At 68.3% G+C, this 21911-nt stretch carries 25 protein-coding genes and 1 riboswitch; of the genes, 13 read left to right on the top strand and 12 right to left on the bottom strand.

What is annotated here, in order from left to right; translation table 11 throughout:
- Position 1: 1 nt before the first annotated feature.
- The gene (gene fabZ / locus JOY29_RS02610; protein ID WP_300974647.1) at positions 2–481 is read left to right on the top strand and encodes a 3-hydroxyacyl-ACP dehydratase FabZ; all 480 of its coding nucleotides are present in this window, start codon (positions 2–4) and stop codon (positions 479–481) included.
- Here the strand turns inward: fabZ and JOY29_RS02605 are convergent.
- From JOY29_RS02605 to JOY29_RS02590, 4 genes are read right to left on the bottom strand one after another with little or no spacing between them, the layout of a single operon-like run.
- Positions 447–1169 (bottom strand): ABC transporter ATP-binding protein, encoded by a 723-nt coding sequence (locus JOY29_RS02605; RefSeq protein ID WP_300974646.1) that lies wholly within the window; start codon positions 1167–1169, stop codon positions 447–449. The two genes, fabZ and JOY29_RS02605, sit on opposite strands and share 35 nt — an antisense overlap.
- Positions 1166–2122 (bottom strand): iron ABC transporter permease, encoded by a 957-nt coding sequence (locus JOY29_RS02600; protein WP_300974645.1) that lies wholly within the window; start codon positions 2120–2122, stop codon positions 1166–1168. The genes JOY29_RS02605 and JOY29_RS02600 overlap by 4 nt, the downstream gene beginning before the upstream one ends.
- A complete protein-coding gene (locus JOY29_RS02595; protein WP_300974644.1) occupies positions 2119–2874 on the bottom strand; it encodes an ABC transporter substrate-binding protein in 756 nt (251 codons plus the stop codon). Before JOY29_RS02595 ends, JOY29_RS02600 begins: the two co-directional genes overlap by 4 nt.
- Positions 2843–4675, bottom strand: coding sequence for a TonB-dependent siderophore receptor (locus tag JOY29_RS02590; RefSeq protein WP_300974643.1), 1833 nt, complete (start codon positions 4673–4675; stop codon positions 2843–2845). Before JOY29_RS02590 ends, JOY29_RS02595 begins: the two co-directional genes overlap by 32 nt.
- A 57-nt stretch (positions 4676–4732) precedes the next feature.
- Positions 4733–4851: riboswitch (cobalamin riboswitch) on the bottom strand.
- A gap of 196 nt (positions 4852–5047) precedes the next feature.
- Here JOY29_RS02590 and rpmE point away from each other — a divergent pair.
- Both rpmE and JOY29_RS02580 read left to right on the top strand, forming a co-directional pair.
- Positions 5048–5278 carry a 50S ribosomal protein L31 gene (gene rpmE / locus JOY29_RS02585; RefSeq protein WP_300974642.1) on the top strand — a complete coding sequence of 77 codons (231 nt, stop codon included), beginning with the start codon at positions 5048–5050 and terminating at the stop codon, positions 5276–5278.
- A gap of 16 nt (positions 5279–5294) precedes the next feature.
- Positions 5295–5828 carry a GNAT family N-acetyltransferase gene (locus JOY29_RS02580; protein WP_300974641.1) on the top strand — a complete coding sequence of 178 codons (534 nt, stop codon included), beginning with the start codon at positions 5295–5297 and terminating at the stop codon, positions 5826–5828.
- A 3-nt stretch (positions 5829–5831) separates the two neighbouring features.
- On the opposite strand, the gene JOY29_RS02575 is transcribed toward JOY29_RS02580, so the two are convergent.
- Together JOY29_RS02575 and JOY29_RS02570 are read right to left on the bottom strand one after the other, a co-directional pair.
- Positions 5832–7439 carry an AMP-binding protein gene (locus JOY29_RS02575; RefSeq protein ID WP_300974640.1) on the bottom strand — a complete coding sequence of 536 codons (1608 nt, stop codon included), beginning with the start codon at positions 7437–7439 and terminating at the stop codon, positions 5832–5834.
- Positions 7440–7596: 157 nt separating this feature from the next.
- Complete coding sequence (locus JOY29_RS02570; RefSeq protein ID WP_300974639.1) at positions 7597–8730, bottom strand: acyl-CoA dehydrogenase family protein; 1134 nt, start codon at positions 8728–8730, stop codon at positions 7597–7599.
- Positions 8731–8791: 61 nt separating this feature from the next.
- Here JOY29_RS02570 and JOY29_RS02565 point away from each other — a divergent pair, with 61 nt between their 5' ends.
- Together JOY29_RS02565 and JOY29_RS02560 are read left to right on the top strand one after the other, a co-directional pair.
- Entirely contained in the window at positions 8792–9883 is a 1092-nt protein-coding gene (locus JOY29_RS02565) for a CaiB/BaiF CoA-transferase family protein (RefSeq protein ID WP_300974638.1), read from the top strand.
- Positions 9880–11082 (top strand): aminotransferase class I/II-fold pyridoxal phosphate-dependent enzyme, encoded by a 1203-nt coding sequence (locus tag JOY29_RS02560; protein WP_300974637.1) that lies wholly within the window; start codon positions 9880–9882, stop codon positions 11080–11082. Before JOY29_RS02565 ends, JOY29_RS02560 begins: the two co-directional genes overlap by 4 nt.
- On the opposite strand, the gene JOY29_RS02555 is transcribed toward JOY29_RS02560, so the two are convergent.
- Entirely contained in the window at positions 11079–11921 is an 843-nt protein-coding gene (locus JOY29_RS02555; protein ID WP_300974636.1) for an EAL domain-containing protein, read from the bottom strand. The two genes, JOY29_RS02560 and JOY29_RS02555, sit on opposite strands and share 4 nt — an antisense overlap.
- A complete protein-coding gene (locus JOY29_RS02550) occupies positions 11918–12310 on the bottom strand; it encodes a response regulator (protein WP_300974635.1) in 393 nt (130 codons plus the stop codon). Before JOY29_RS02550 ends, JOY29_RS02555 begins: the two co-directional genes overlap by 4 nt.
- A gap of 120 nt (positions 12311–12430) precedes the next feature.
- Between JOY29_RS02550 and JOY29_RS02545 the strand changes: the two genes are divergently transcribed.
- From JOY29_RS02545 to folP, 5 genes are all read left to right on the top strand, one after another.
- A complete protein-coding gene (locus tag JOY29_RS02545; protein WP_300974634.1) occupies positions 12431–13129 on the top strand; it encodes a PilZ domain-containing protein in 699 nt (232 codons plus the stop codon).
- Between the two features lie 356 nt (positions 13130–13485).
- Entirely contained in the window at positions 13486–14025 is a 540-nt protein-coding gene (gene msrA, locus JOY29_RS02540; protein WP_300975577.1) for a peptide-methionine (S)-S-oxide reductase MsrA, read from the top strand.
- Position 14026: 1 nt separating this feature from the next.
- On the top strand, positions 14027–14659 hold the full coding sequence (locus JOY29_RS02535) for a ribonuclease HII (protein ID WP_300975576.1): 633 nt from the start codon (positions 14027–14029) through the stop codon (positions 14657–14659).
- Positions 14660–14865: 206 nt separating this feature from the next.
- Entirely contained in the window at positions 14866–15987 is a 1122-nt protein-coding gene (locus JOY29_RS02530; RefSeq protein ID WP_300975575.1) for a site-specific DNA-methyltransferase, read from the top strand.
- Positions 15984–17054: a dihydropteroate synthase gene (gene folP / locus JOY29_RS02525; protein ID WP_300974633.1), complete on the top strand. Its 1071-nt coding sequence runs from the start codon at positions 15984–15986 to the stop codon at positions 17052–17054. Before JOY29_RS02530 ends, folP begins: the two co-directional genes overlap by 4 nt.
- On the opposite strand, the gene JOY29_RS02520 is transcribed toward folP, so the two are convergent.
- Both JOY29_RS02520 and JOY29_RS02515 read right to left on the bottom strand, forming a co-directional pair.
- Positions 17051–17803 (bottom strand): phosphodiester glycosidase family protein, encoded by a 753-nt coding sequence (locus JOY29_RS02520; protein WP_300974632.1) that lies wholly within the window; start codon positions 17801–17803, stop codon positions 17051–17053. The two genes, folP and JOY29_RS02520, sit on opposite strands and share 4 nt — an antisense overlap.
- 9 nt (positions 17804–17812) lie before the next feature.
- Entirely contained in the window at positions 17813–19249 is a 1437-nt protein-coding gene (locus JOY29_RS02515) for a sigma-54 dependent transcriptional regulator (protein WP_300974631.1), read from the bottom strand.
- A 139-nt stretch (positions 19250–19388) separates the two neighbouring features.
- Here JOY29_RS02515 and JOY29_RS02510 point away from each other — a divergent pair, with 139 nt between their 5' ends.
- From JOY29_RS02510 to JOY29_RS02500, 3 genes are read left to right on the top strand one after another with little or no spacing between them, the layout of a single operon-like run.
- Positions 19389–19538 (top strand): hypothetical protein, encoded by a 150-nt coding sequence (locus JOY29_RS02510; protein WP_300974630.1) that lies wholly within the window; start codon positions 19389–19391, stop codon positions 19536–19538.
- A 4-nt stretch (positions 19539–19542) separates the two neighbouring features.
- On the top strand, positions 19543–20667 hold the full coding sequence (locus tag JOY29_RS02505; RefSeq protein WP_300974629.1) for a Re/Si-specific NAD(P)(+) transhydrogenase subunit alpha: 1125 nt from the start codon (positions 19543–19545) through the stop codon (positions 20665–20667).
- Positions 20667–21029 carry a PH domain-containing protein gene (locus JOY29_RS02500; protein WP_300974628.1) on the top strand — a complete coding sequence of 121 codons (363 nt, stop codon included), beginning with the start codon at positions 20667–20669 and terminating at the stop codon, positions 21027–21029. Before JOY29_RS02505 ends, JOY29_RS02500 begins: the two co-directional genes overlap by 1 nt.
- On the opposite strand, the gene JOY29_RS02495 is transcribed toward JOY29_RS02500, so the two are convergent.
- On the bottom strand, positions 21030–21497 hold the full coding sequence (locus tag JOY29_RS02495; protein ID WP_300974627.1) for a YbaK/EbsC family protein: 468 nt from the start codon (positions 21495–21497) through the stop codon (positions 21030–21032). It abuts the gene before it with no gap.
- Positions 21494–21910, bottom strand: coding sequence for a secondary thiamine-phosphate synthase enzyme YjbQ (locus JOY29_RS02490; RefSeq protein ID WP_300974626.1), 417 nt, complete (start codon positions 21908–21910; stop codon positions 21494–21496). Before JOY29_RS02490 ends, JOY29_RS02495 begins: the two co-directional genes overlap by 4 nt.
- Position 21911 lies beyond the last annotated feature (1 nt).

The following is a 21911-nucleotide window of genomic DNA, read 5'->3' as shown; positions in this document are numbered from 1 at the left end:
CATGAGCGAAGGGGGCAGCACCGTCGGCTCGTCCACCCCGCGCGACATCCGCGCGGTGATGGCGGCGCTGCCCCATCGCTATCCGATGCTGCTGGTCGATCGGGTCGCCGAACTCGTCCCCGACCAGTCGATCACCGCGATCAAGGCGGTGACGATCAACGAGCAATTCTTCCAGGGCCATTTCCCCGGCCGCCCGATCATGCCAGGCGTCCTCATCGTCGAGGCGCTGGCGCAGGCCGCCGGCGTGCTCGCGGTCGAGAGCCTCGGCCTCGCCGGCTCCGGCAAGCTCGTCTATTTCATGGCCATCGAAGGCGCGAAGTTCCGCGCCCCGGTCGAGCCCGGCTGCCTGCTCGAGCTCAAGGTCAGCTTCGTCCAGAAGCGCAGCAGCGTCTGCAAGTTTGCCGGCCAGGCCTTCGTCGACGGCAAGCTTGCCGCCGAAGCCAATTTCACCGCGATGATCGCGGATCCGCCGAAGGCCTGAGTTTCCAGCCGGCGCCGTCGGCTTCGATCCCGAACGATCGTGCGAAAGCGTCCGAGGCGAGCAGATCGCCCGGAGCCGCGTCGGCGTGCACTTTACCCTTGTCGATCAGCAGCACCCGGTCGAACCGGGAGACCAGCGCGAGATCGTGAAGCGCAACCAGCACAGCCGCGCCGCCGGCGGCAGCCTCATCGAGGCGCTCCAGGATCCGTAACGCCCAGGCGGGATCGAGATTGGACAAGGGCTCGTCCAACAACAAAATGCGCGGCGACGGCGCCAGCGCCCGCCCGAGCAGCGCCCGCGCCCGCTCTCCGGTCGAAAGGCTGTCGACCGGACGTTCGGCAAGGGCAAGCAGATCGAGTGCCTCGAGCAATTCTTGCACCCGCCCAGGGTCCGGCCGGTCAAGCCCAAGAGCGATCACGTCGCGAACCGGGATCGGCCAGATGACATCGCGGCTGGCGGGGAGGAAGGCGAGCAGCTGCCGTCGCCGGGCAGGCGCAAGCGTCGCAAGGCTTGCGCCGTCGATGACGATTTCGCCGCTTCCCTCGACACCCGCCAACGCGCGCAACAGGCTGGTCTTGCCACCCCCATTCGGGCCGATGATCGCGATGCGCTCGCCGGCGCGGGCTTGGATCGCCACGTCCCCGAGGCGCGGCGGCAAGGCGACGCGGGCGCTTAGCACTGCCGTCATGGCGTCAGCCTCCACCGCATCCGCAGCAGCAGCGCCAGGAACAGGGGCGTCCCGAGCGCGGCAGTGACCACTCCGAGCGGAATGGTGCGACCGAGCGGGGCGAGCCGGGTGAGCAGGTCCGCACCGGTCAGCAGGATGGCGCCGAGCAACGCCGCGGGAAGCAGCGCACGCCCCGGGTGACCGCGGGTCCAGCTCCGGGCCAGCACGGGAGCGACCAGCCCGACGAAGCCGACCGCGCCGCACACTGCCACGCAGGCGCCGATGGCGATGCTCGACAGCAGCACCACCTCGCGCCGAAGGCGGCGCGGGCTCTGGCCGAGTGACGATGCGACATCCTCGCCAAGCGCCAGCGCGTCGAGAGCGCGGGCCCGGCGCGCAAGGAAGGCCATGGCGATGCCGGCTGGAAGCAGGGCGGCGGCGGCCTGGCCGAGGCTGCGATCGACGAGGCTCCCCATCAGCCAGTCGAAGGCTTCGTAGAATGCGAAGGGCGAAGGCGCGAGGGCGAGCGCCAGGCTGGTCGCCGCCCCGGCCGCGAGGCTGATGGCGATGCCGGCCAGCAGCAGGGTCGGCGTGTCGGAACGCCGGCCCGCCAGCGCGAACAGCAACAAGAGCGCGGCGCCCGCTCCGGCAGCACCGCTCACCCCCATCGCCAGCGGCGTGACCAGGCCGAGGAAGCTCGACCCGATCACCGCGCCCAGCGCCGCCCCGCTGCTTGCACCGGTGAGATCAGGCGAGGCGAGGGGATTGGCGAAAAGCGCCTGAAGCGCTGCGCCCGTCATGCCGAGGGCCGCGCCATAGCCCAGCGCGAGCAGCAGCCGCGGCAGCCGCAGCTCGATCAGCACCAGCTGTGCCAGCTCCGGAGGGCCCCGGAGCGGAGCAAGCGGGATCAGCAGACCGCCCGCGGCAAGCAGGGGTGCAACCATCAGCAGGAGAAGGAGCACGCGCCGGTTCATCGGCGGCGAAGGCCCCGCAGCCGCGCCACCTCGTCAAGCATCGGCAGGCCGCCGCAAGTCCACGGCCGCCCGTCGGTCGCCAGGGTGCGCCCGGCCAGCCTCGTCACGAGTGGATGCCGTAGCCATGCCGATCCGCGGCTCGCCTGATCGCTCCGATAATCGCTTCTGATGAGCCACTTGGGCGGGTTCGTTGCCAGTTGTTCGAGGCTCAGCCGGCCGCCCGCCAGGCGCGGCTGGGCAAAGCCCGCCAGCCGCAGCCACTCGCCACCGAGACCCTCCGGAGAGAGGCTGAGCCCACCTCCGGAAAGGAAGGCACCCTGCTCCAGTGCCGGCCGCCGCCTCTCCAGCGCGGCAAGCTTGCGGGCGAACGGCTCGGCCGCTTGCGGCCGCCCGAGCGCCGCTGCCACCTGGCGCGCCTGCATCACCACCTCGCCCGGGCTCTGCGGATAGGGCAGGTCGAGCAGCCGGACTCCCAGCCTCTCCGCCAGCGCCGCCCGCGCCCGGCCACTCCCGCCCATCGACAGGATCAGCGTCGGCCGATGCCGCATGACGCTTTCCAGGCTCCCGTCATTGACGGGGTAACGGCGCGCCTGCCGCCACAGCGCCGTCTCGCGCGGCTCCTGCGACAGGTGGCTGACCGACACGATCTCGCCCGGCTGGGCGAGCAGCAGGAGCTGCTCGTCCGTGCACAGGTTGAGCGAGGCGACCCTGACCGCCGCCTCAGCGGCGAGCACCAATCCGGATGCCGACATAAGCGGTCCTTCCCTCGGTGCGATAGCCGACCACGTCCACCGCGCGGGCGTCGAAGGCGTTGGCCACGCGCACGAACGCTTCGACCTTCTCGCCCAGCGCATAGCCCAGCCGCGCACTGGCGAGCCAATAGGGCTCGAGGCGCACCAGCGGAGCGGGAAACAGGTCGAAGTCGCGGTCGAGCCGCGCGCCGGTGTAGCCGAGCGCGGCGCCATAGTTCAGCCGGCCGAGCCGTCCATCCGCGGTGACCGCGCCACTGCGGCGGGGACGGCGAAGCTCCCGGCCCGCCGGCTCGCTTGCGCTGGCGAATGAAGCATTGGCCGCAAGCGCAAGCCAGTCACCCGGCGACCAGCCCGCCTCCAGCTCGAGCCCCTCGCGGCGGCTTCGTCCGTCGGCGTTGGCGACCGTCGACAGGAAGGTCGCATTGTCGAAGCGCTCGACGATCTCGCTGGTGAGGCGCTGGCGGTACCAGGTCGCGGCGGCGCGCCACGGGCCACCTGCATAGCGGAGCGAGACTTCGCCGCCTCGGCTGCGTTCCGGCTTGAGTTCGGGATTGCCGACGAAGCTTCCGGGGAAGAAGCCGTAAAGATCGAAGAAGCTCGGCTGGGCAATGCCTTCGCCCCAGCTGCCCGCCAGTTCGACCCCGCCTCCGAGTCGCGCCAGCGCACCCGCCCGGAAGGTCGTGGCGTCGGCGAAGTCGCTGAAGCGGTCGTGGCGGAGGGCGAGGGTGGCGACCAGCGGGCCTGCCTCTGCGCGATATTCACCGCTGAGTGCCGACTGTGTGCGGCGGCGCTTCTGGTCGGTCAATCCGCCGTAAACGACGTCCGACGCCGTGAACCGCTCCACCGTCCGCTCGCCAGCCAGCGTCACGCGGTGCGCGATTCCGCCCGCATCGAACCGGCGCGAAAGTTCGCCGGACAGGGTGTCGCGCTCGCCCGCCGTGCGGTTCAGTTCGGCGTCCGCGAGCAGGTTGCGGTTGCGCGAGCTGAGGTGGGAAACACCCACCGCACCGCTCCAGCCGCCCTCCTCGAAGCGAGCCCCGACCCGCGCCGCCGCCAGGCGATTGCGGCTCTGGTCCTCGGTATCGGCGCGCACGAAGAAATCGGGATCGAGCCCGTCAAAGTCGGACCGGGCGCGGATGGCGAAGCCGCCGGCGCTCAGCGTGACGGCTCCGAGTTTCCAGTCGAGCCGGCCGCGAAGCGTTGCATTGCGATAGCCGTCGCGGTCGCCCGAGCCACCGGCGAAGGCGTTGATGCCGCGCGCACCCTGCAGCCCGGCGGCAAGGCCGAGGCTCAGCGCACCTTCCGACAGGCCAGCCGAAGCGCCAGCCCGGTAGAAGCCGTTGCTTCCGGTCTCCGCCGTGCCCGTCGCACCCGTCTTCGGAGCGGCCGTGACCGACACCACGCCGCCGACCGCCTCGCTGCCCCACAGGGCGGATTGCGGACCGCGGACGACCTCGATCCTGTCGCCCAGCTCCGCCGACAGCAATTCGAACCGCGGCTCGTTGCCGGCGGCGGGATCGTTGGCGCGGATGCCGTCGATGAACAGCAGGCTGTGGTTGGCCTCGGCCCCGCGCAGGCGAAGCTGGCTCTGTGACCCGGCAGGACCGGAGTTCGACAGCGATGCCGAGGGGGTCAGCCGCAGCAGCGAAGCCAGCAGGGGTTCGCCCAGACGCTCGACTGTCGCCGCATCAAGCACGGTGACGCTCGCCGGCGTGTCGGCGCGCTCCTCGGGTGTTCGGGAAGCGGTAATGACGATGGTCTCCGCCGCGACCGGCGGAGGGGGAAGATCGGACAGGAACAAGGCGCAACTCTCCTCAGGACGACACAAGGACCCAGTCGTCACGGAGGCTGCTGCCACGTCTCCCGCCTGGCCCCGGACGGTCGAACGGACGACGGATCAGGCCGACGATCGGACTCGCCTTGGCCTTGGCCGTGGCTCACCGTTCCGGGCAGAGCGCCGGAGTTGCACCGGCTTCCTCGGGTCCTGATCCCGCGCGCCTTGTCCGCCGGCCGGCGGTGCCTTGTCAACCGACCGGCGTCCTGGCGGCCACGCATTGCCAAGCAGGCGGCGTCCTGATCTGGCGCGCCTTGCAAAGCAGGCGCTCGTTCGCTAGTGGCCGCGCACCTTTTTGAAGGCTGGTCGGAACCAGCCACAGCCACAAGGACTGCACTCATGAAGAACGGGATCCACCCCGACTATCACTTCATCACGGTCGAGATGACCGATGGCACGAAGTACCAGACCCGTTCGACCTGGGGCAAGGAAGGCGACACCCTTCACCTCGACATCGACCCGACGGCGCACCCGGCCTGGACCGGCGGTACCGGCAAGATGCTCGACGCCGGCGGTCAGGTCGCGCGCTTCAACAAGCGCTTCGGCGGGCTGTCGCTCGGCAAGAAGTAAGCTGGTCGCAAGACCGATGAACAAAGGACGCCCGGCTCCCACTCTGGAGACCGGGCGTCTTCGTTTGCGCGGTTGGCGGCGCGAGGATTTCGAACCCTGGTATGCCGTCATGCGCGAACCCGCTGTCCACCGCTACTTCGGTCCCGAGCCCATCGGGCAGGAAGAGTGCTGGCGGCGGATGTGCGGAGCGGTCGGCAACTGGCAGATGAACGGCTTCGGCGGCTTCGCGGTGGAGCACAAGGCCGACGGCAAGCTGGTCGGCAACATCGGTCTGTTCACGGCCTTTCGCGACATTGAACCGCAGTTCGGCGACGAGCCCGAGATGGGCTGGATCTTCGCCACCGAAACGCACGGGACCGGCATGGCCTTCGAGGCGGGGAGCGCGGTCCTACAATGGGCGGAGGCAACCTTGCCGGCCACGCCCATCTGGGCGATCATCAGCGAAGGCAACGAGCCAAGCTTCAGGCTTGCTGCAAGACTCGGCTTCAAGCCATTGCAGATGGCCGACTATCACGGACCGACGATGGTCCTCCAGCGGCCGTCCTGGTAGGCCTCAGGCCGCTCTCTTCTCCGCTTCCCGTTTCGCCAGCGCCTTGCGGTCGGGCTTGCCGATCAGGGTGCGCGGAAGGTCGTCGAGGATTTCGATGGCCGCCGGCCGCTCATGCTTGCCGACATGGATGGCGAGCTTCTTGAGGATGGCGTTCGGATCGGCCTCGAACCCTTCGTTCAGGACCACGAACGCCTTGGGCCGTTCGCCGACCCGGTCGTCGGGGATGGCGATGACCAGGGCTTCCTTGACCGCCGGATCCTTGAGCAGGGCGGCCTCGACCTGGCTCGGGAAGACCTTGAACCCGCCGACGTTGATCATGTCCTTGGATCGGTCGACGAGGCGCAGATAGCCGCCTTCCTCGATGAATCCGAGGTCGCCGGTGCTCAGCCACCCGCCTGGAAGCGGATCGGGCGCCTGCTGCTCCCGGCGCCAGTAGCCGACCATCACCTGGGGACCGCGGACGAGGATCTCGCCGGTCTGACCCGGGCTGCAGCAGCGATTGGCATCCTCGGGATCGCGAATGAGGATTTCGGTGCCCGGCAGCGGAAGACCGACCGTGCCCGCCCGCGTCTCGCCCTCATAGGGGTTCACGGCCACGACTCCGCTGGTCTCGGTCAGGCCATAGCCTTCCAGCACGCGCGCGCCGGTCATCGCCTCGTACCGCTCCTTGAGCACGGCGGTCATCGCCGCCCCGCCGGAGAAGCATTGCTGGACGGTGGCGAAGCTCGTCTTGCCCACGTCCGGATGGTCGATCATCGCCTGGTACATGGCCGGCACCCCGGCAAGGTCGGTCAGGCGCCCGCGGCGGATGGCGGCGAGCGCTTCGCCCGCGTCGAACTTCGCCAGCAGATAGATGGTCGCGCCCGACAGGATGCTGCGGTTGAGCACGCAGCTGTTGGCGAAGATGTGGAACAGGGGCAGGGCGCCCAGCACCCGTCCCTCGCGCTTGCCTTCGCCCGGATCGATGGCAGCCAGTTGCAGCGCATTGGCGCTGAGATTGGCATGGGTGATGGCGGCGCCCTTGGGCGTTCCCGTCGTACCGCCGGTATATTGCAGCAGGGCGGTCTGCTTTGGGTCGACGACGACCGGCGCCGCCGCTCCGTTGCCGCGCACCAGGTCGCGCCACCGCATGATGCGCGGGTCGTTGCCAAGCGACTGCACCTCGCTCCGCTTGAGCAGGCGGAAACCCAGTCCCTTGATCGTGGGAAGCACGTCCGTCAGGCTGCCGGCGATCAGATGCTTCAGCTGCCCGTCGTCGAGCAGCCGCTGCATCGGTGCCCACAGCCGGGCGAGGTCGAGGCAGACCATCACCTCGGTCCCGCTGTCGCGCGCCTGAAAAGCGACTTCCTCGGGCGAATAGAGCGGTGAGAAGTTGACCACCGTCGCGCCGGTCAGCAGCGCACCATAATAAGCGACCGGATAGTGGGGCGTGTTCGGAAGGAAGAGGCCGACCCTGGTGCCCGGCCCGACGCCTAGCCGCTGAAAGCCCGCCGCCGCCGACTGCACCTCACTCAGCAGCTGGCGATAGGTCCAGGTCCGCCCCATGAAGTCGAGCGCGATTGCTTCCGGATGACGCGTGGCACTCCTGATGAGGATGTCGCCCACGGCCATCGGCTCGGGGAGCCACCCTTCCGGCACCCCATGACCACCAACGCTCGCCACTGCCTCCAATGCTTCGCCCCTTCAACGAACACTCACTGACAACAATGTCAGTGCAAACAGGTTTCCGCCGGGCAAGGAGCGAATGCAAGCCTTGATCGACCTGGCGCTAGATGGATCGGGCGATCAGTTCCTTCATGATCTCGCTGGTGCCGCCGTAGATGCGGGTCACCCGCGCGTCCCGCCACAGCCGCGCGATCGGAAATTCGTTCATGTAGCCGGCACCGCCATGCAGCTGGAGCGAGGCGTCGCAGGCGGCGAACTGCAGCTCCGAATGGAACAGCTTGGCCGCGCTCGCCTCCGCCGGGGTCAGCTCATGGCGCAGGTGGCGCTGGATCGCCCAGTCGAGATGCGCCCAGCCGACCTGCAGCCTGGTCTTCAGCTCCGCGAGGGTGAATCGCGTGTTCTGGAAGTCGAACACCGTCTTGCCGAACGCCTTGCGATCCTTGGTGAACTCGACCGCCAGGTCGAAGGCGCGCTGGGCCGCGGCCTGGGACTGGATGGCGATGCTCAACCGCTCCTGCGGCAGCTGCTGCATCAGCATGGCGAAGCCGCCGTTCTCGGTCCCGAGCAGCCGGTCGGCGGGCAGGTGGACCTCGTCGAAGAACAGCTCGGACGTGTCGTTGCCATGAAGCCCAATCTTGTCGAGGTTGCGCCCCCGGCTGAAGCCCTCGTCCCCGGTTTCGACCAGGAACAGCGAAATGCCCCGCGCCCCGCCTTCCTCCGTCGTCCGCGCGCAGACGACGACCAGATCGGCTGCCTGCCCGTTGGTGATGTAGGTCTTGGAGCCGCTCAATCGCCAGCCGTTCCCGTCCTTGCGGGCGATGGTCTTCATCCCCTGCAGGTCGGAGCCGGCACCCGGCTCGGTCATGGCAATGGCGGTGATCGCCTCGCCGCTGACCATCCGCGGCAGCCACTTGGCCTTCTGCTCTTCTGAACCATAGACGAGGATATAGTCGGCGACGATGTCGCTCTGCAGCGACCAGCCGACCGCGCTTCCGGCATAGGCGGCTTCCTCGGCGACGATGGCGTTGAAGCGGAAATCGAGGCCGAGCCCGCCATATTCCTCCGGCACCGTCGGGCACAGCATGCCGGCCTCGCCCGCCTTCAGCCACGCCTCGCGCTCGACGATCCCCTCCCGCTCGTGCCGGTCGGTGTCGAGCGTATCGACGACCTTCCGGACGGTCTCTCGGAACGCCTCATGCTCGGCGTCGAACAGGGTGCGGAACGAAGTGTCGAGCATGATCCCTCCTTGGCTTATCGCAGCCTAGGGGCGATGAGGGCAGGAAGGAAAGGGGCCTCGAGTGACGGGTGCGCTGAATGGACTGACGATCGTCGAGATGGCCGGGCTGGGGCCCGGGCCGTTCGCGGGGATGATGCTCGCCGACCATGGCGCGCGGGTGATCCGGGTCGAGCGGCCGGGCAATCTCAGCGTGCCCAGCGATCCGCTGACCCGCAACCGCGAGAGCATCGCCCTCGACCTTCGTCAGCCGCCGGCGCAAGACATCGTCCGTCGCCTGGCAGGAACGGCGGACGGGCTGATCGAAGGGTATCGCCCAGGCGTGATGGAGCGCTTCGATCTCGGCCCCGAGCCGCTGCTCGAGGCCAATCCGCGCCTCGTCTATGGCCGGGTGACCGGCTGGGGCCAGGACGGCCCGCTGGCCCAGGAAGCAGGCCACGACATCAACTATCTCGCGCTGACCGGCCTGCTCTCCTGCATCGGCGAGGCCGACCGCCCGCCGGTGCCGCCATTGAACCTCGTCGCCGATTATGCCGGCGGCGGGCTGATGCTGGCGTTCGGCATGGTCGCGGCCCTGCTCCATGCCCAGCGGACCGGCGAGGGACAGGTGATCGACGCCGCCATGACCGATGGCGCAGCGCTCACCGGCGCCCTCATGTTCGGCCTTCGCGCCGCCGGCCTGTGGCAGGATCGGCGCGGCGCCAACCTGCTCGATGGTGGCGATCCCATCTACGGCTGCTATCGCTGCGCCGACGGGCGGGAGATCAGCGTCGGCGCCATCGAACCGCAGTTCCGCGCCGCCTTCTACGATGTGCTGGGCCTCGAAATGGGCGCCGGCCGCGAGGCGGTGGCCTCCGTCATCGCCACCCGCAGCCGCGACGACTGGACGAACGCCTTCGCCGGCCGCGAAGCCTGCGTCGCCCCCGTACTGACCCTCGGCGAAGCCCCGGACCACCCCCACCATTGCGACCGCGGCACCTTCGTCACGCTCGATGGCGTGGTCCAGCCCGGTCCGGCACCGCGCCTCGCCCGTACGCCCGCACCGCCACCGCGCCCCTCGCGGCAGGGCGGCGAAGACGGCGCAGCGATCCTCGCCGGGCTTGGTTATTCCGCCGAGGCCGTCGCGGGCCTTCGTGCGCAAGGAGTGCTCCGTTGAACCCCCTGTTCGAGCAAAGGCTCGGGACCAGCATCTTCGAAACCATGAGCCTCGCCGCCGCCCGGCATGGCGCAATCAACCTCGGCCAGGGCTTTCCCGACTTCGGCTGGCCCGAGCCGCTGCTGGACGAGGCGGCCCGCCTGCTCCGCGAGGGCAGCAACCAATATGCGCCCTCGCGCGGCCTTCCCGTCCTGCGCGAGGCGGTCTGCGGCTTTTATGCCGACCGCCAGGGCCTCTCCCTCGCGCCCGACCAGATCGTCGTGACCAGCGGCGCGACCGAGGCGATCGCCGCGACCATCATGGCCGCGATCGAGGAGGGCGACGAGGCGATCATCGTCGCGCCCGCCTACGACGCCTATGCGCCGCTGATCCGCCAGTCGGGCGGCGAGGTGCGGGAAGTGGCGCTTCGCCCGCCCGAGTGGCGCCTGACCGAGGAAGCGCTTGAAGCCGCGGTGACGCCCCGCACGACCATGCTCGTCCTCAACAACCCCCATAATCCGACCGGCCGGCTGTTCGCAGCGGAGGAGCTCGCCGCCGTCGCAACCGTGGCCCGGGCCCACGATCTGCTCATCCTCGCGGACGAGGTGTGGGAAGAGGTCCTGCTCACCGCCGACCGCTTCACCTCCATGGCCTCGCTCGCGCCGGAACGGACGATCAAGATCGGCTCGGCGGGCAAGATCTTCTCGCTGACCGGCTGGAAGATCGGCTGGCTCGCCGCGCCGGCCGCGCTGGCCACGACCATCGCCCGCGCGCATCAATATCTGACCTTCGCCACGCCGCCCAACCTCCAGGCCGCCGTGGCGACGGGCCTCGGCCGTCCCGAGTGGCTGGAAAGCGCCCGCGCCGACTTCCGCCGGGCGCAGCGACGGCTGGCCGATGGATTGCAGGCGAACGGCTGGGCCCTGCTTCCGAGCGAGGCGACCTATTTCCAGTGCATCGATCTTCCGCGGTCCGGGATGAAGCTCAGGGACCATCAGTTTGCCGACTTCGCCGTCGGCACGCTCAAGGTGGCGACCATCCCGCTCTCGGGCTTCTACGAACGGGCGCCCGAATATGGCCTCGTCCGCCTGTGCTTCGCCAAGTCCGACGCGACCATCGATGCCGCCATTGCCGCGTTCGGCCGGACGGACGCGCTCGCCCAGGAAATCCTCGACACGGCCGTCAAGCAAGGCGTCATCGACGACCTTCCCTGGTCCTAGCCGTTCGCCTCCAGCCGCTGGCGGAGCAGGGCATCCTCCGGCGGGCGGACGAGCAGCTTCCAGCGGCGCTTGTGGCGGCTCGCCCAGGCGACCAGCTCGGCGGGATCGAGCGGGTGGGCGAGGAGATAGCCCTGCACCAGGTCGCAGCCGAGCGCCCGCAGTGCCGTCAGCTGGTCGACCGTCTCCACCCCCTCGGCCGTCACCTGCAGCCCAAGGCCATGCGCCAGCTCGATCACTGAACGGACGATCACCTGGTCGTCGCGGCTGGTCGGCAGTCCGGTGACGAACTGCCGGTCGATCTTGATCTCGGTAAAGGGCAGCTTTCTGAGCTGGATCAGCCCCGAATAGCCGGTACCGAAATCGTCGATGGCAAGGCCGACGCCCTTGATGCGGAAGCGGGTCAGCGTGTCCATCAGCTTGATCAGCGGCTGGGTCGCGCCTTCGGTCAGCTCGAGCACCAGCCGGTCGGTGGGCACGTCGAGGGCACGGCACAGCCGCTCCACCAGGTCCGGAAAATCCAGCTTCTGCAGGCTCAGCGCCGAGATGTTGACCGCGACCGCCGTATCGAGCCCGGCCGCATGCCATTCGCGCCATTGCCGAAGGGCCGTCCGCAGCGCCCATTGGGTGAGGTCGTCGATCAGCCCATGTTCTTCGGCCAGCGGCACGAAGCGGGCAGGGGGCACGGCGCCGAGCACCGGATGGGTCCAGCGGACCAGCGCCTCGACGCGGACCAGCTGCCCCGTCTCCGTACTGACCTTCGGCTGGTAGGCGAGGCGAAGCGCTCCGCTGGCAAGCGCCTGCTCGAGATCGTCGAGCAGCCGCCGCTCGTCCCTCGTCACGGGACGAGACCGGGCTTGAGCGAATGGAGCATCGTCTCCAGTTCCTCCAGCCGCACGGGCTTCTCCAAGGGACCCGCCATGCTCAGCCCGAGCGCGCTGCCGAGCCGGAAGGCACTGTCGAGGACGCGTCGGTCGAAGCCGGACACGATCAGCACCGGCCCGTCGAACGCCTCCTCCGCAAGATAGCGCAGATATTCGACCCCGTCGGTGTTCGGCATGCCCAGGTCCAGCACCACCACCTGCGGTGTCGCTTCCCGATAGGCGGCGGTGAAGCTCGCCTGGTCGGAGGCGATGGCGGGGTCGTAGCCGCACAGGCGCGCGGCGCTCGCCATGTAATCGGCCAGGGCGGGCTCGTCGTCGATCAGCAGGAGGCGGGGCATGTCGGCCATGAAACAAACCCCTTCACGCCTTTGCCCGGCACATGCAACCGCTTCTTAACCCTGCCTCGTCCATAAGGCCCGCTTGCGCGTCGAGGCCAGCGGCGCACCGCCACGAGGAGACAGGAACGCGTGTTTGAAAGCCTGATCCGCCGCCGCGGTCGTCGTCCGGCAGAGGTCGACGCCGCCGCGTTCGATTCGACGACGGTGTCGTTGAGCCTCGCGGTACCCCGTCCGCCCGAACGGCGCTCGGAGGAACGCGTCCTTCCCACCCTGCGCGTCGCCAAGATGACCGGCGCGCTGGGCGAGCAGCTCATCCGCATCCGCAACATGTCCGCTGGCGGCGTCATGGCCGACTGCAGCCGCTGTCCGCCCGTCGGCGAGGAGGTGAAGGTCGAATTCAACGGCCAGTCGATCCCGTCGACCATCGTCTGGATCCGTGAAGGGCTGATTGGCCTCAAGTTCGACCAGAATGTGGACCTCGGCGAGCTGTTCGCCGGTCGCAAGCCGCGCCACGGCTTCCGGCCGCGCCCGCCCCGCCTCGAAGTCGGCTGCTCGGCCAGCGTCAAGCTCAAGAAGCTCTACTACAAGGTGGAGGTGCACGACATTTCGCTCGGCGGGATGAAGGTCGGCCCGATCGACGATTATTGCATCGGCGAGAAGGTCGTCGTCGTGGTCGAAAGCCTGCGTCCGATCAAGGGCGAGGTGCGCTGGTACGCGGACCGCCGCGCCGGCATCGTCTTCGACCATGAGCTGAGCTTCCAGGAACTTGCGGAATGGGTCGGCAAGCGGCTCGAACTCGCCAGCCTCAAGGCAAGCTACAAGGGCTGATTCCGCCGCACCTCGCGAGCAGCTATTCCTGTTCGCGCCCAAAGCCGGCGCCGATCCCACGGGCCGTCTTGTCCTGTAGGACATCGACTTTCGAAATGAACCTTCATGGTTCGCCCATTTTTCCTGCCCAAGCTCCCGGCCAGCATCGGTCATCTGGCCAGGCAAATTTCGAACGCCTTCATCGATACGGGCGCCCCCACCAGCGCGCCGGATCCAATCCGGTGCAGAACCCCCGCCACCGGTGACCTTTGTGACCTTCGTGACCCTGTCCGTCTCCGGATCCCGGTCACACCGGCGCATGGGCTCGCAAAGCCTTGCTCCCCCTCTTACATGACCGCCAAAGGATGGAGTTCATGATGGCGGAACAACAAGCAATTCTGGCTGGCGGCTGCTTCTGGTGCACGGAAGCGGTCTTCCTCGACGTCGCCGGGGTCAGCGAAGTCGAGAGCGGCTATATCGGTGGCGACACGGTCAATCCGACCTACAAGCAGGTCTGCGGCGGCGATACCGGCCATGCCGAGGCCATCCGGGTCACCTTCGACCCCGCCGTGGTGAGCTATGGCGACCTGCTCGACATCTTCTTCGCCACCCATGATCCGACCCAGCTGAACCGTCAGGGCAATGATGTCGGCACCCAGTATCGAAGCGCCATCTTCCCGCTCGACGAAAGCCAGGAAGCCGAGGCGCGGGCGAAGATCGTCGCGCTGAACGATGAGCAGGGCGGGCGGATCGTCACCACGATCGAACCGGCCACCACCTGGTATCCGGCCGAGGATTATCACCAGGACTATTGGGCGACGGAAGGACAGCGCAATCCTTACTGCATGGCAGTGATCCCGCCCAAGCTCCAGAAGCTGCGCAAGAGCTTCCAGAACCGGCTGAAGCAGGAGGCCTAGTCTGCCGCGGCCCTGCTTCAAGCTCGAGAAGGAGCATCCGCTTCCGCTTGCCGGAGTGGACGAGGCAGGGTGCGCGCCGCTGGCTGGACCGGTCGTCGCCGCCGCCGTGGTGCTCGACCGCGAGCGCTTTCCGCGTGGGATCGATGACAGCAAGAAGCTGAGCCTCGAGGCGCGCGAGGCGATCTATGCCCGGCTGATGGTCCAGGCGAGTTGCGGAGTCGGCATCTGCAGCGTCGAGGAGATTGACGCCCTCAACATCTACTGGGCGCGCATGCTGGCCATGGCCCGCGCGGTCGAGGCGCTCGGCTTCGATCCCAGCTTCGTGCTGGTCGACGGCAATCGCTGTCCAAGGTGGGAGCGGCCATCGAAGGCGATCGTCTCCGGCGACGCCAGATGCCGGTCGATCGCCGCCGCCTCCATCATCGCCAAGGTCACCCGCGACCGCATCATGGCGGAGCATGCCGAAACCTATCCGGGTTACGGCTGGGAAACCAACCGCGGTTATCCGACCCCCGACCACCGCAGGGCTTTGGTGGCCCTTGGGCCAACCCCGCTCCACCGCCGCAGCTTCGGGCTAGTGCGGGAGGTCCTCGCCGCCGCGGCACAGCCGAGCTTCGCCTTCGCGGCGGAATGATGAAAGCCCGAGTCCTCCGCGCCACACCACAGCCGCTTGAGTCCCCCCGACTCGCGCGGACTCAACATCTTGTGCCCGCCTCGTTGCGGACTCGTTCCGTTCTTGCCTGACCTGGAGGGCCGTTAACCCTTTCGCCGTTGACCCGGACTCATGCTCGACTCACCATGGCGGCATAAGCAGGGGAAACGATCCAGATGAACCTCGTCATGCCCGTTCCGGACGCCCTTCCGCGTGTCCGCAAGAAGGCCACCGCCGCGCCGGATACGACCGGCCGAATGATCGCCGGCGACTGCATCGAGGTGATGCGCTCGCTTCCCGCGAAGAGCGTCGATCTCATTTTCGCTGACCCGCCCTACAATCTCCAGCTCGGCGGCGACCTGTTCCGGCCCGAGGGCGGCCGGGTCGACGCGGTGGACAATGACTGGGACCGGTTCGACAGCCTCGCCGCCTACGACAAGTTCACCCGCGCCTGGCTGACCGAAGCCCGCCGCATCCTCAAGGACGATGGCGCGATCTGGGTGATCGGCAGCTATCACAACATCTTCCGCGTCGGCGCCGCGCTGCAGGACCTCGACTATTGGATCCTGAACGACATCGTCTGGCGCAAGGCCAATCCGATGCCGAACTTCCGCGGCACCCGCTTCACCAACGCCCACGAAACCCTGCTGTGGTGCGCCAAATCGGCCGACGCCAAATACACCTTCAACTACCGGGCCATGAAGGCGCTCAACGACGACCTGCAGATGCGCTCCGACTGGGTGCTGCCGATCTGCTCTGGCGCGGAGCGGCTGAAGGGCGGGGATGGCCACAAGGCGCATCCGACCCAGAAACCGGAAAGCCTGCTCTATCGGGTGCTGCTGGCGTGCACCAAGCCGGGCGACACGGTGCTCGATCCCTTCTTCGGCACTGGCACGACGGGAGCGGTCGCAAAGCGTCTGGGCCGCCACTGGATCGGGATCGAGCGCGAACCCGACTATCTCGAGGCCGCCGCCGCCCGCATCGCCGCCACGCTTCCGCTCGATGAGAGCGCGATGGAGACCGTGCCCGATAAGCGCAGCCAGCCGCGTGTCGCGTTCGGGCTGCTGGTCGAGAGCGGTCTCGTCCCGCCTGGCACGCAGTTGACGGACGCCAAGCGGCGGTGGAAGGCGGCGGTGCGCGCCGACGGTTCGCTCAACTGCGGCCCGCATGAGGGATCCATCCACAAGGTCGGGGCAGGGCTCAACAAGGCGCCCAGCTGCAATGGCTGGACCTACTGGCACATCGAGCGGCAGGGTCGCCTCGTGCCGCTGGACACACTCAGGCAGGAGCATCTGGCGGGTCTGGCGTGACATATCGCACCATCCTCAAGCCAACGGGCTTCATCGACGCGCCGTTCGGCTACGATGGTGAGGTCGCGCGGCTGGCCGGAACGATGTTGTGGTTTTCCGCCGTCGAACTCCTGCACGTCGGCCATGACGGGTCGGTGCGGACGGAACTGGTGCCGGTAAGCCGTCTTCCCGATCAGCTCCATGACGACGCAATGGCGGCAAGCTGGAAGGCGATCACCTCGGCCCGTGCGCCGCTGCAGCTCGGCTCGCGCACCATCCGTCTCGATCAGCCGCAGCTCATGGCCATACTCAACGCCACGCCCGACAGCTTCTCGGACGGCGGTGTAAGTTCGGGCCCCGAGCAGGGCTTTGCCGCCGCGGAAGCCGGTGCCGCCATCCTCGACGTCGGTGGAGAAAGCACGCGCCCCGGAGCGAAGACCGTCTGGGAGGGCGACGAGATCGAACGCGTGCTGCCGCTGGTGACCGCGCTCGCGGCAAGTGGGGCGGCGGTGTCGATCGATACCCGCAAGGCAGCCGTGATGGAGGCTGCGCTCGGCGCCGGTGCCACGCTCGTCAACGATGTCTCGGCGCTCACCTACGATCCGCGCTCGGGCGAGGTGGTGGCACGCTCAGGTGCCCCGGTCGTCCTCATGCATCATCAGGGTACGCCCGAGACCATGCAGGAGGCCCCGAGCTATCCGCGCAGCGCGCTGGTCGAAGTCTATCTCTGGCTGGAGGACCGGATCCAGGCCGCGCTCGATGCGGGCATCGCACGCGAAAAGATCATCGTCGATCCGGGCATCGGATTCGGCAAGAACGTCGCTCACAATCTCGAACTGATGAACGGCCTCGCAGCCTTCCACGGCCTTGGCTGCCCGTTGCTCGTCGGTGCCAGCCGCAAGCGCACCATCGGCGCGCTGCATAATGAGGCGCCGGCCGACCGCCGGCTCGGCGGGAGCCTGGCGCTGGCGCTGAAGGCAGTGGAGCAGGGCGCGCATCTCATCCGCGCCCATGACGTCTACGAGACCGTCCAGAGCCTGCGGGTCTGGCGCGGCCTCCGCGACCAGGCGCTGACGCCGAGGCTTTAGGACGCGAAGGCGGCGATCATCGGGCCGATGGCGGTAAAGCCGTCCATGCGGCCGTTGGCAGGATCCCACAGGCTCGACACCGAACCGTCCAGATAAAGGGCATCGTTGCAGCGCAGCTCGTCGCGAAACAGCCGCGCGAAGCGGCCGAAGCTGACCGGCGAATCGCTGATCGCGAAGACCGGCACGCCGTCGCCGTCGACGCCGATCCCGTTCCGGACATAGCGCGAGGTGCCATCGGCAGCGAAGCGCGAATTGACTGCCCCGTCGATCACCAGCATCGGACCGCTCTGCGTCGCTAGTCGGATGTCGGAAGCGGGCTGAAATGCCGACGTGGTCACCACCTCGGCGCGGCCGTCCTGCCGGACGAGGAAAATGCCGTTGGGCTGGAGGTGGAAGTTGCCGCCACCCTTTTCCCGGCGGTTGACGGCGCGCAGCTCGCGTCCTTCGGCGATAGCGAGCCCGATCGGGCGGCCGTGATCGTCGAACATGCCGCCATTCATCGCGAAGCGGAGCTTCTCCGACCGCTCGCCAAGCACGGCCTCGAGCGCCGTGAAGCTGCGGTAGGGGCGTCCATCGCGCCCCTCGCTGTGGAGCTCCAGTCGGGCGCTGGCATCGCGGCAGACGGTGAAGCGCTGCCCTTCGAACAGGAGGGAGCGACAGGCGCCCTCCGCCGTCTCGGGGGCGGGCTCCGGTCGCTTGCAGGCGGCGAGCAAGAGGACGAGGAGGAAGACGGTCTTCACGACCGCCATGTGGGACGATCAGGCGCCGGTGTCGATGCCGAGTTCGCCGAGCTTGCGATAGAGGGTGGACCGACCGATCCCGAGCCGGCGCGCGACCTCGGTCATCTTGCCCCGGTAATGACCGATGGCGAGGCGGATGAGGTCGGCCTCTACCTCCTCCAGGGTGCGCAAGTGTCCGTCGGTGCGCCACAGGGTGATGGACGGCGCACCGGCAAGGGCGGCCGAGGTGGCGGTGGCTCCGATTTCGCCCGCATTGTCGCCGATTCGATTGGAAAAGCGGGACTGGAGAGCGATGTGCGGAAAATCATCGGCGGTCAGCGCCGCGCCCTGGCACTGAAGGGCGGCGCGGAAGAGCACGTTCGACAGCTGCCGGACGTTACCGGGCCAGCCGTAGCGCATCAGCACCGCCAGCGCGTCCTCGCCGATCGAGAGTGGCCGGATGCCAGGCTGGCCGGTGTGGCGGGCAAGGAGATGCCGCGCGAGCGCGGGAATGTCGCCGGTGCGCTCGCGCAGCGCCGGAACCGGGACGATCGTTCCCGACAGGCGCTCGGCAAGGCCGGGGTCGAAATCATCGGCAAGCGGCTTGCTCGAAGTGGCGATGAGGCGGACGTCGACGCTGTTCGACCCGTTGCAGCCCACCGGCCGCACTTCGCCCGTGGCAAGGACGCGGTCGAGGAGCTTCTGTGTCGACAGCGGCAGGCTCGCCACCTCGTCGAGCAGGAGGGTCCCGCCATCGGCCTCGACCAGTTTCCCGATCCGTTCGGCGAATGCGCCCGGGAAGGCTCCCGCGACGTGGCCGAACAACTCGCTGTCCACGATATTCGCCGGAACGGCACGACAATCGATGGTGAGGAATGGACCTCGTGCACGGGGGGACGCTTCGTGGATGGCGCGGGCGATGGTCTCCTTGCCGGCGCCGGCCTCTCCGACGATCAGCAGTGCAAGCCGGCTTCGGGCAGCCTTGGCGGCGACCGCGAGAGCGGCGCGGAAGTCGGGCGCGGCACCGACCAGTTCGTCGAGGCTGAGGCTTGGCGCCATCTTCTCCGAAAGAGGGGCAAGCTCGCCCGCGGCGCGGCGGCGATCGGCGTTGACGGCAAGGGCCTCGACCAGACGGTCGGCCGCGACCGGGCGGACGAGGAAGTCGGACGCGCCTGCGCGCATCGCTTCCACGGCCTGGCCGACCGAGCCACCTTCGGCGAGGACGATGATCGGAAGGCCTGGGCGATCGGCCCGCAGTGATCGAACGAGGGCAGGACCGGTGACGGGGTCCCACTTGCCGACCAGGACCGCGCGAATCTCGTGCCCATTGGGGCCGCCGAGCAGCTCGCAGGCTTCGGAGGCGCTGGGCGCGCCGAGGGTGTTCCAGCCGGCGCGCGAAGCCGTGGCTGCAACGAGCCGGCGATCCACCGGGTCGGCATCGACCAGCAGCAGGAATCGGATGGTATCAGCGCGCAATTTGCCAGTCTCCCTTGCGCCGCAGACTATCCGAAGAGCGGTAAAGAAACGGTGAGTGGGGCCGGGGGGTTGGGAGCGGGCTCAGGCTTCGCTATGACCGCGTCAACAACAACAAACAATTTGCCCTCGAGGAGAGACCATGGCCGCCGATCCGACCACCAACGACACGTCGCCCGTCGATTATCGCAAGGCAGTTAAGGATTACAGCCTGCTGATCGCGATGCTGAAGTGGGGTGCGGTGATCGCGCTTATCCTCGGCTTCCTCGTCATGATCATCATCGCGAACTGACGCCTTGAAGATCGCGGTCCTCGCCGAGACGGCTCCTGGGGAGACCCGGGTCGCGGCCATTCCGGAGACGGTGAAGAAGCTCACCGGTCTCGGGGCACAAGTGGCGGTCGAGCAAGGTGCCGGGCGTAGCGCCGGCATCGCGGACGAGGAATTTGCGACCAGCGGCGCCAATGTGGGCAGCAGGGCCGACGTGCTGCAGGACGCCGAGCTGATATTGACGGTAAGCGCCCCGGAGGCGGCGGACCTTCCGAGTGCAGCGCCCGGTGCGCTGCTGGTCGGCATCCTCGATCCGTTCGCGCGCCGCGAGGCGGTGCAGGGCTATGCCTCGGCCGGCATCGAAGCGCTGGCGATGGAGTGGATGCCGCGCATCACCCGCGCCCAGTCGATGGACGTGCTGAGCTCACAGTCCAACCTCGCCGGCTACAAGGCGGTGATCGACGCGGCGGCCGCTTATGGCCGGGCCTTTCCGATGATGATGACGGCAGCGGGGACCGTCAGCCCGGCCCGCGTCTTCGTCATGGGCGTCGGCGTCGCCGGGCTTCAGGCGATCGCGACTGCCCGGCGCCTTGGCGCGCAGGTCAGCGCCACCGATGTCCGTTCCGCCACCCGCGAGCAGATCCAGAGCCTCGGCGCCAAGGCCATCTTCGTCGAGGGCGTGGCGGGCATCGAAGGAGAGGGGCAGGGCGGCTATGCCGGCGAGACCTCCGAGGAATACCGGCAGGCGCAGGCCGAACTGGTGTCGAGCCACCTCGCCAAGCAGGACATCGTCATCACGACGGCGCTGATCCCAGGCAAGCCGGCGCCACGGCTGATCTCGGACGCGCAGCTTGCCAGCATGCGGGTGGGCAGTGTCGTCGTCGATCTGGCCGCGGCAGCCGGCGGCAACGTCGAGGGCTGTGTCGCGGGCGAGACGGTCGAGCGCCATGGCGTCACCATCATCGGCGCGAGCAACCTTGCTCGCTCGCTGCCGGCGGATTCGAGCGCGCTCTACGCCCGCAACCTGTTCAACTTCCTGAGCGCCTTCTGGGACAAGGACGCGGGTCGCCCGCTTCTTGCCGACGAGGACGAGATCGTGAAGGCCGTGCGCCTCACCCGCGGCGGCGCGGTTGTCAGCGAGCGGCTCGCCTGATGGGCCTATTTTCGGCGACCGAGATCGACACGCAGGAGGTCGCCCGTCGCTACCAGGCGCTGCTGCTCGACGGCGAGGACGTGCTGATCGCGTTCAAGACGTTGCGCGACATCGCCTTCCTGACCGACCGCCGGCTCTGCCTCGTCAACATCCAGGGCTGGGTCGGCAAGAAGGTCGCGATCCAGTCCATCCCCTATCGCTCGATCACCCGCTTCAGCCTTGAGACGGCAGGAACCTTCGACCTGGAAGCCGACATGGTCTTCTGGCTGGCGGGCAGCACGCAGCCCCTGGAGATCAAGATCGGGCGGGGCAGCAACCTGGCCGCGATCCAGCAGGTGCTGGCGCGAGGAATATTGCGCTGATCAACCCGGAAGGGTGGAGCAGTCGACCCACTCGGCGCTCGTCAGCTCGGCCAACCGCTCTGGCGTGATCTCCAGCGAAGCGTTGCGGCTGCCGGCGGCGGGGAAGACGGTGGCGAACGCCTTGAGACTGACGTCGGCATGGACGGGCAGGGGCGTGGCGAGGCCGAAGGGACAGACACCGCCGACGACGTGACCGGTGGCGGCGAGGGTCTGGTCGGGGTCGAGCATGCGGATGCGACCGCCGAATGCCGCCTTGCACTTGAGGTTGTCGAGGCGTGCATCGCCGCGGGTGACGAGGAGCAGGACGCGCTCGCCGACCCTGAGCGCAATGGTCTTGGCAATCCGGCCCGGCTCCACGCCGAGCGTCTCGGCCGCATCGGCGACGGTCGCGGTGCTTCCATGAGCTTCGATCAGGCGCAGTTCCGGCGCATGCTCGGCCACCCAGGCCCTGACGCTTTCGAGGCTCATTCGCCGACCAGGTGAAGCACGATGTCGCGCGGGCTGGGATGGCGGCGATGTTCGCAAAGATAGATGCCCTGCCAGGTCCCGAGGGCGAGGCGGCCATCGATCAGCGGAACGGTCAGCGAGGTGGCCGTCAGGACCGAACGGAGATGGGCCGGCATATCGTCCGGCCCTTCGTCGTCATGTTCATAGGCGCTCGATTCCGGCGCGATCCGCGCCAGCCAGCGCTCGAGATCGCGCCTTGCGGCAGGCGCGGCATTCTCCTGGATGAGGAGCGACGCCGAGGTATGGCGGATGAAGAGGCTGAGCAATCCCTCCGCCATGCCCTGCGCCGCCACCCAGGCCGTCACGTCGCGCGTGATCAGGTGCAAGCCCTGGGCCGGCGCCGTGACGGTGAGGGTGGTGGAGGCCTGGCGCATG

Source organism: Sphingomonas sp. LHG3406-1 (assembly GCF_029637485.1).
Taxonomy (GTDB): domain Bacteria; phylum Pseudomonadota; class Alphaproteobacteria; order Sphingomonadales; family Sphingomonadaceae; genus Sphingomicrobium.
The sequence above is the reverse complement of the archived record's forward strand: the minus strand, read 5'-3'. Positions and strand labels throughout refer to the sequence as shown.